This window comes from Serratia quinivorans, from assembly GCF_052113645.1.
In the GTDB taxonomy this organism is placed as follows: domain Bacteria; phylum Pseudomonadota; class Gammaproteobacteria; order Enterobacterales; family Enterobacteriaceae; genus Serratia; species Serratia quinivorans_B.
The window spans coordinates 1-7137 of sequence record NZ_JBIEIU010000033.1 but is presented as its reverse complement, the minus strand read 5'-3'; the positions used below and the strand labels follow the sequence as shown (position 1 = coordinate 7137).

General features: G+C 54.1%; 8 protein-coding genes. 2 read left to right on the top strand and 6 right to left on the bottom strand.

Features of this window, described 5'->3' with window-relative positions:
* Positions 1–682: 682 nt before the first annotated feature.
* Positions 683–1231 carry an urease accessory protein UreE gene (ureE, locus tag ACGS9J_RS26785; RefSeq protein ID WP_442233578.1) on the top strand — a complete coding sequence of 183 codons (549 nt, stop codon included), beginning with the start codon at positions 683–685 and terminating at the stop codon, positions 1229–1231.
* Between the two features lie 114 nt (positions 1232–1345).
* Positions 1346–1768 carry a helix-turn-helix domain-containing protein gene (locus ACGS9J_RS26780; protein ID WP_442233577.1) on the top strand — a complete coding sequence of 141 codons (423 nt, stop codon included), beginning with the start codon at positions 1346–1348 and terminating at the stop codon, positions 1766–1768.
* A 49-nt stretch (positions 1769–1817) separates the two neighbouring features.
* On the opposite strand, the gene nudK is transcribed toward ACGS9J_RS26780, so the two are convergent.
* From nudK to napF, 6 genes are all read right to left on the bottom strand, one after another.
* Positions 1818–2393, bottom strand: a complete 576-nt coding sequence (gene nudK / locus ACGS9J_RS26775) for a GDP-mannose pyrophosphatase NudK (RefSeq protein WP_442233576.1) — start codon at positions 2391–2393, stop codon at positions 1818–1820.
* Positions 2394–2523: 130 nt separating this feature from the next.
* Positions 2524–3141 (bottom strand): cytochrome c-type protein NapC, encoded by a 618-nt coding sequence (gene napC / locus ACGS9J_RS26770; RefSeq protein ID WP_442233575.1) that lies wholly within the window; start codon positions 3139–3141, stop codon positions 2524–2526.
* An 11-nt stretch (positions 3142–3152) separates the two neighbouring features.
* Positions 3153–3602: a nitrate reductase cytochrome c-type subunit gene (napB, locus tag ACGS9J_RS26765; protein ID WP_442233574.1), complete on the bottom strand. Its 450-nt coding sequence runs from the start codon at positions 3600–3602 to the stop codon at positions 3153–3155.
* A gap of 53 nt (positions 3603–3655) precedes the next feature.
* On the bottom strand, positions 3656–6142 hold the full coding sequence (napA, locus tag ACGS9J_RS26760) for a nitrate reductase catalytic subunit NapA (protein ID WP_442233573.1): 2487 nt from the start codon (positions 6140–6142) through the stop codon (positions 3656–3658).
* Complete coding sequence (gene napD, locus ACGS9J_RS26755; protein ID WP_442233572.1) at positions 6139–6405, bottom strand: chaperone NapD; 267 nt, start codon at positions 6403–6405, stop codon at positions 6139–6141. Before napD ends, napA begins: the two co-directional genes overlap by 4 nt.
* The gene (gene napF, locus ACGS9J_RS26750) at positions 6395–6892 is read right to left on the bottom strand and encodes a ferredoxin-type protein NapF (RefSeq protein ID WP_442233571.1); all 498 of its coding nucleotides are present in this window, start codon (positions 6890–6892) and stop codon (positions 6395–6397) included. Before napF ends, napD begins: the two co-directional genes overlap by 11 nt.
* Positions 6893–7137: the final 245 nt, after the last annotated feature.

The following is a 7137-nucleotide window of genomic DNA, read 5'->3' as shown; positions in this document are numbered from 1 at the left end:
TTCACCGTGGATAACGTGGTGGCCAAGGCGCAGGCACTGCTGAAATAGTCATTCCCTCTCCTTTGGGAGAGGGTGACGCCCATCAGCCCGGCACCTTGCCGGGCTTTTTAATTCAGCCAGAAACCCTCTCCCCTATTCTCCCCGCCCCTCAATGAACTAACCATAATCAGGTAGCTTATTCTTTAGTTTTATTTAAAACGGGCCGAAAACCATCATAAAGATATAATGGAAATAAAATAACCCCCGCGATAGTTTTATTAAGAAATCAGTTATGGAGACATTTATTGATTTTTAATGCCATTATTTTTATTGCAAAAATGCATATTGATAAACACCCCATATAACCAATGAGGAGGAGAACCCGGGATCAGGTTGAACACATTTAAATAACCAAAACAAAACATTCAATATAATCATTGTGTTATAAATAAAATCAACAAAATACAATAGTTCGAGACTATTGATATTTATTTTTCGATCGATACAACCGATAGATTTAACCGATCAAAAGATAAAAATTAATAGATTGAACGATGCTAATATAGCGTGTAATTTTCATTCCTATTTTAAAACCCCAGAAGGATAAAATAAAAAACACAAGATAAAAAATGTTTCCTCCCGCATTTATAAACACCCAAGGCCATTACACATGGATATTTAAATCCAACATGATGGAGACACCATGATTATTATCAGCGAAACACTTGGAAACATAAATCAGAGCAAAGAGTGGCAAGACAAGATCCGTGGAACCTCTCCAGATTATCTCATCCTGGATTCGGCACAGTTGCAAAAAGAGTGTCATCAGCAATCCACCCATGATGGGCTGAGGCTGGCCGTGTTTATGCCGCCCAACAGCACGCTGGCGGATGGAGACATTTTAATCTGGGATGAAGAGACGAAAAACGCCGTTATCGTGAAGGTTATCTCGCATAACATTATGGTGATTAACCTGCAGCGCCTGCTCTGCGTCAATGCAGACGCCATCATTCACTATACGTTCAAACTGGGTTTGATTTTGGGGCAGCATAAGCTGCACGCCATGATAAAAAACAACCTGGTTTATGTGCCGATAACCCTTGCCACCAGCACGTTAGACACCCTGTTTAAAGAGAACAACTTCCACTCGCTGTCCTATTGGTATGTCAACGGCGCCGATATTTCATCGTTGTTAACCCCTAATGAAATTGATGTCCTATTCGACGGTATCTTTCCTTATCGCCACGCATGAAGCCGGGAGTTCACCCCATACGCCGTCAGCATTCTTTTTATAAATCAGAGGCCATTCACCCACACAACAGAGTATGAGCGTCCCAGAAAGCCTATGCGATAAAAGGAGTTTTCCATGGCAATTAATATGCAGATTTTTATTAATGACATGCTTAAATGGATAGAAAACAATTTAGGCGCAGAGTTGGATATAAAGACCATTGCCAAGAAATCCGGCTACAGCCGATTTCATATTCAACGGCTTTTCAAATTGCATGCCGGACTGACGATTGCCCAATATATCAGAATGCGGCGAGTCACCGAGGCGGCGATCGCACTGAGATTCACCGACAGAAAAATCATGGATATCGCACTGGACTATGGTTTTGATTCTCAGCAGGTTTTTACCCGGATATTCAAGAAACAGTTAAAAACTACGCCAGGCGAGCTGAGGAGAAGCAAGCAATTAAACCATAACCGGCTCTGCCACTCATTGTACATGCCGACAATGCCACAAAAAACCCCGACCGATCCGCCTAACGCCCGCAAGCACGGCTAACGAACATGGTATTCATCTCGCCGTTCGCCGGCGAGATGATCAGCCTGCCTCAGCCCATAATCCGGTGAATTTGCAGGTATTGCAGCAGCATAATGGTTTTGCCGTCTTTGATACGTCCGTCGGCCATCATCGCCACCGCTTCGCTAAAGGGCAGCTCCACCACTTCAATATCTTCATCTTCGATACCGCCACCGGCCGCATTGCGTTCGTCGTCATGGTATTCAGCGATAAAGAAATGCACGATCTCGGTCACGCCACCCGGCGACATATAGGCTTCGAAAATCTTCTTAACGTCACCGACCTGAAAACCGGTTTCTTCCACCGCTTCGCGGCGTGCGCATTGCTCCGGAGAATCGGCATCCAGCAACCCGGCGCAGGCCTCCAACAGCATGCCGCTGTCGTTGCCATTAACGTAGGTTGGCATACGGAACTGATTGGTCAGCACCACAGTCCCCTTGGCGCGGTTATACAGCAAAATGGTCGCGCCATTGCCGCGATCGTAAACTTCACGCATCTGCTGAACGGAACCGCCATCCTTACGCTTGAGATCAAAAGTATATTTGTGCAGCACATACCAGTTATCCGACAACAGCTCTTTCTTCACATTCTCAATTTTCGCTGACATGAACCCTTCTTCTTTTCCGTTAGCTGAAACGTAAAAATGATACCGCGATTCAGCACCGAAGGGGCAATGGATTTGCAACAAAAAACCCCGTCGCTCATGAAGAACAACGGGGCTTTTTACAGCAAAAGGGTTAGAACCCCTTAGGAACGTCGCGCATATCCGGCAGCTTATGGGCGATGCCCTTGTGGCAGTCGATGCAGGTCTTGCCTTCGGTAATGGCCTTGTCGTGCATCTTCGCCGCCACGGTTTTTTGCGCGGTGAAGTCCATATAGTCAAAATTATGGCAGTTACGACACTCTTGCGAATCGTTGGCCTTCATGCGCGCCCATTCGTTGTTCGCCATCGCCAGCCGGTGCTGGTCAAATTTCTGCGGCGTATCGATCAGGCCGAATGCCTTGGCATACAGCTCCTTGCTGGCCTTCAGCTTACGCAACATTTTTGGTGCCCATTCATGCGGCACATGGCAATCCGGGCAGGTCGCACGCACGCCGCTGCGGTTGTTGTAATGCACGGTGCCCATGTACTCCTCATAAACGTTTTCGCGCATTTCATGACAGCCGATACAGAACTGCTCGGTATTCGCCGCCTCCATGCCGGTATTGAAACCGCCCCAGAAGATGATCCCGGCGCCAAAGCCCAGCAGCAACAGCGTGCCCAACGCCAGGCGGCTTGGTCGGCGCCACCAGCGCCATACCCGCAACAGCAGGCCGGGCTTTTTCTCGGTCGTAGTGTGTTTACGTTCGCTCATAGCTCCCCCGCTTAGCGCCCAAAGCCCGGCATGGGCTGGAAATCATTGCCGACAATCGGCGCCGCGTCGGTTTGCGGTACGTGGCACTGCAGGCAGAAATAGCGGCGTGGCGCGACATCGCTCAGCACCTTGCCGTCCCGATCCATAAAGTGGGTCGGGCTGATGCGCGGTGCGCCGGTGGTACGGTAATGTTCCACCCCATGGCACTGCAGACAGCGGTTGGTGTTTTTGCTGATCTGGTAACCGTCAACGCTGTGCGGGATCATCGGCGGCTGATTAACGTAGTTCAGCGCCATCCGTTCCTGCTGTTTCGGCATCGATATTGGCCCGCCAACGGTGGCGGACACTTCCGGGGACTTACTGAGATCAACATCACCCGCGGCAAACGCCAGGCCGGCGAACGCCAGCGACAATAAGGTCACCCACAGGGCAAGCGTCTTTTTCACAACAGGGCTTTTCATTTTATTTGGCTCCTGGGTCATTAAAGGGGGTCTTCATTGGCAATTCGTCAGCCTCACACTTTTTCCAACTTCACCGCGCATTTCTTGAAGTCGACTTCTTTAGAAAGCGGATCGGTGGCGTCCAGCGTCAGGTTGTTCACCAACTGCGCCGCATCGAAGAACGGCATGAACACCAGCCCCCGCGGTGGGCGGTTGCGGCCACGGGTTTCAACAGCGCTGATCACCTCACCGCGACGCGACAGCACCTTGACCTTATCGCCACGACGCAGGCCACGGCTTTTGGCGTCCAGCGGATGGATAAACAGCACCGCCTGCGGGAAGGCACGATGTAATTCCGGCACCCGTCGGGTCATCGTACCGGTGTGCCAATGCTCCAGTACGCGGCCGGTGGATAACCAAAGGTCATATTCGTTATCCGGGCTTTCCGCCGCCGGTTCGAACGGCAGCGCAAAGATCACCGCCTTGCCGTCCGGTTTGCCGTAGAAGCGTACCTCTTCGCCCGCTTTCACGTACGGATCCGTCCCTTCCCGGTAGCGCCACAGCGTCTCTTTACCGTCCACCACCGGCCAGCGCAGACCACGCTCCTGGTGGTAGCTGTCGAACGCCGCCAGATCGTGACCGTGGCCACGCCCGAAACCGGCATACTCCTCAAATAACCCTTTCTGCAGATAGAAACCGACTTCCCGCGCCTCATCGTTCAACTGGTCCGCCGGGATTTCCGACAGCGGGTACTTATTGACCTCGCCGTTGGCGAACAGCACGTCATACAGCGTTTTGCCGCGATATTCCGGCTTTTGCGCCAGCAGATCGGCCGGCCACACTTCCTCAACCTTGAAGCGTTTGGAGAACTCCACCAGTTGCCACAGATCGGATTTCGCCTCGCCCGGCGCTTTCACCTGCTGACGCCAGAACTGAGTACGACGCTCCGCATTGCCATAAGCGCCCTCTTTCTCCACCCACATGGCCGTCGGCAGGATCAGATCGGCCGCCAGTGCGCTGACGGTCGGATAGGGATCGGAAACCACCACGAAGTTGCGCGCGTCACGCCAGCCCGGCATCCTTTCTTCATTGATGTTCGGCCCGGCCTGCATGTTGTTGTTGCACATCACCCAGTAGGCATTCAGGGTGCCGTCTTTCAGTGCACGATCCTGGGCCACCGCATGCAGCCCGACCTTGGCCGGAATGGTGCCGGCCGGCAGTTGCCATTTTTGCTCGGCGATTTGACGGTGCTTTTCGTTGGTGACCACCATGTCGGCCGGCAGACGGTGAGCGAAGGTGCCCACCTCGCGCGCCGTGCCGCAGGCGGAAGGCTGACCGGTCAGGGAGAACGGCCCGCAGCCCGGTTTGGAAATCTTGCCGGTCAGCAGATGCAGGTTGTAACACAGGTTATTGGCCCACACGCCGCGCGTATGCTGGTTGAAGCCCATGGTCCAATACGACACCACCTTGATGTTCGGATCGGCATAGAGTTTGGCCAGCGCTTCCAGTTGGTCTTCCGGCACGCCGCTCATCTGCGCCGTTTTTTCCAGCGTGTATTCCGCCACGAAGGCCTTGTACTCTTCGAAGCTCATCGGCTCGGAGGCATCGCTGCCCGGGTTTTTGGCCTTTTTCTCCAGCGGGTGGGTCGGACGCAGGCCATAGCCGATATCCGTCGCCCCACGGCGGAAGTTGACGTGCCGATTCAGGAACTCCTGATCCACCGCGTTGTTTTGAATGATGTAATTGGCGATGTAGTTCATGATTGCCAAATCGGTCTGCGGCGTGAACACCATGCCGTTGTCCGCCAGTTCGAAGCTGCGATGCTCGAAGGTGGACAACACCGAAACGTTAACCCGATCATTGCTCAGGCGGCGGTCGGTAATGCGCGACCACAGGATCGGGTGCATCTCCGCCATGTTGGAGCCCCACAGCACGAAGGCGTCGGCCTGCTCGATATCGTCATAGCAGCCCATAGGTTCGTCCATGCCGAAGGTGCGCATAAAGCCCACCACCGCTGACGCCATACAGTGGCGCGCATTCGGATCCAGGTTGTTGGAGCGCAGCCCGGCTTTAAGCAGCTTGGCGGCGGCATAGCCTTCCCACACCGTCCACTGGCCGGAGCCGAACATGCCAACCGCCTCTGGGCCCTTCTCTTTCAAAGCCTGCTTGAACTTGTCGGCCATGATGTCGAAAGCTTGCTGCCAGCTGACGTGCGTGAACTCGCCTTCTTTATGGTACTGGCCGTCTTTCATGCGCAGCAGAGGCTGAGTCAGACGGTCTTTCCCGTACATGATTTTTGGCAGGAAATAGCCTTTGATGCAGCTCAACCCGCGGTTGACCGCCGCGTCCGGATCGCCTTGCGAGGCAACGATACGGCCGTTTTGGGTGCCCACCAGCACCCCGCAGCCGGTGCCGCAGAAACGGCAAGGGGCCTTGTCCCATTTGATGGCGTCAGCACTGCCTGCCACCGCCTGTGCCACTGTGGGAATAGTCAGCCCGGCGGCGGCCGCAGCGGCTACCGCAGCATTAGCTTTCATGAAGTCTCGACGACTGAGTTTCATGGCGTTACCTCACCTTGAGTGTCCTGCTGGTGATAAACCAGCGATACCGCCAGCACGCCGTCCAGATTGCGTACCGACTCAATTTTTTCCAGCAGCCCCTGAGAACTGGCCGCTTGCATCACGACCACCAGCTTGCCGTGCTGCTGATCCTGCGCTGGAATTTCCGTGTCCGCGATCGCCAGCAAGGCCGGGACGAGTTGTGAAATTTTTTCCGGGCGCGCCTGCACGACCAGTCCGCTGACATGCCATTCGTTATTCATCATTATTTTCGCTCTGGGTTAGGGTGACGGCGCCAGACGGGCAACCGGCGACGCAGGCACCACAGCCGTTGCAGGCCGCCGTATCCAGCATCGGCTGCGCCATTTCGCCCAAACGGGGCCGAAAGCGGATCGCCTGAGTTTCGCAACTGTCCTGGCAACTGCGGCACTCCACGCCCCGCTGCGCCAGGCAGGCACTGCCGAACACCGCATGCTGCCGCCAGGGGGTTTCCGTCAGTGGACGAAACACCGGTTCCGCGCAGGCCTGCGCGCAACGCCCGCAAAACGTGCATTCCGCGCGTTGGAAATCAATTTCGGGAAAACCGCCGCTGCCGCTGATGAGCACGCCGGTTTCGCAGGCGTGAACGCAGGCCTGGCAGCGAGTGCAAGCGGTAATAAAAAGGGATCCTTGCCGCGACCACGGGGGACGGATCGCAGCGGTTGGCTGACGCCATTGTCCTCCGAGCAGTTTGCGTCGCGACAATACGGTCATGCTGTTTTTCCTCGACATTGCAAACACGGCATCGCCGTGTAAATGAAACCTGTTTTTGTATTGTTATTGTTGATGCAGTCGCGGGTTTCATCTGGCCGAAAAGCATAAAACCCCGCTAAAGTCGGGGGTAAGATAAGAGGAGCGCCGGGGGTATATAATCCCCCTAAAGGGGTAAAGTGGGGGTTTCATTGCGCTAGGTCAATAAAGCGTTGAATATAAAAATCAATCACTTGTGGCGACCTGTT

Coding starts and splice junctions, on each gene's coding strand:
- ureE (WP_442233578.1), top strand. CDS start 683: ATGATTATTATCAGCGAAACACTTGGAAACATAAATCAGAGCAAAGAG.
- ACGS9J_RS26780 (WP_442233577.1), top strand. CDS start 1,346: ATGGCAATTAATATGCAGATTTTTATTAATGACATGCTTAAATGGATA.
- nudK (WP_442233576.1), bottom strand. CDS start 2,393: ATGTCAGCGAAAATTGAGAATGTGAAGAAAGAGCTGTTGTCGGATAAC.
- napC (WP_442233575.1), bottom strand. CDS start 3,141: ATGAGCGAACGTAAACACACTACGACCGAGAAAAAGCCCGGCCTGCTG.
- napB (WP_442233574.1), bottom strand. CDS start 3,602: ATGAAAAGCCCTGTTGTGAAAAAGACGCTTGCCCTGTGGGTGACCTTA.
- napA (WP_442233573.1), bottom strand. CDS start 6,142: ATGAAACTCAGTCGTCGAGACTTCATGAAAGCTAATGCTGCGGTAGCC.
- napD (WP_442233572.1), bottom strand. CDS start 6,405: ATGATGAATAACGAATGGCATGTCAGCGGACTGGTCGTGCAGGCGCGC.
- napF (WP_442233571.1), bottom strand. CDS start 6,892: ATGACCGTATTGTCGCGACGCAAACTGCTCGGAGGACAATGGCGTCAG.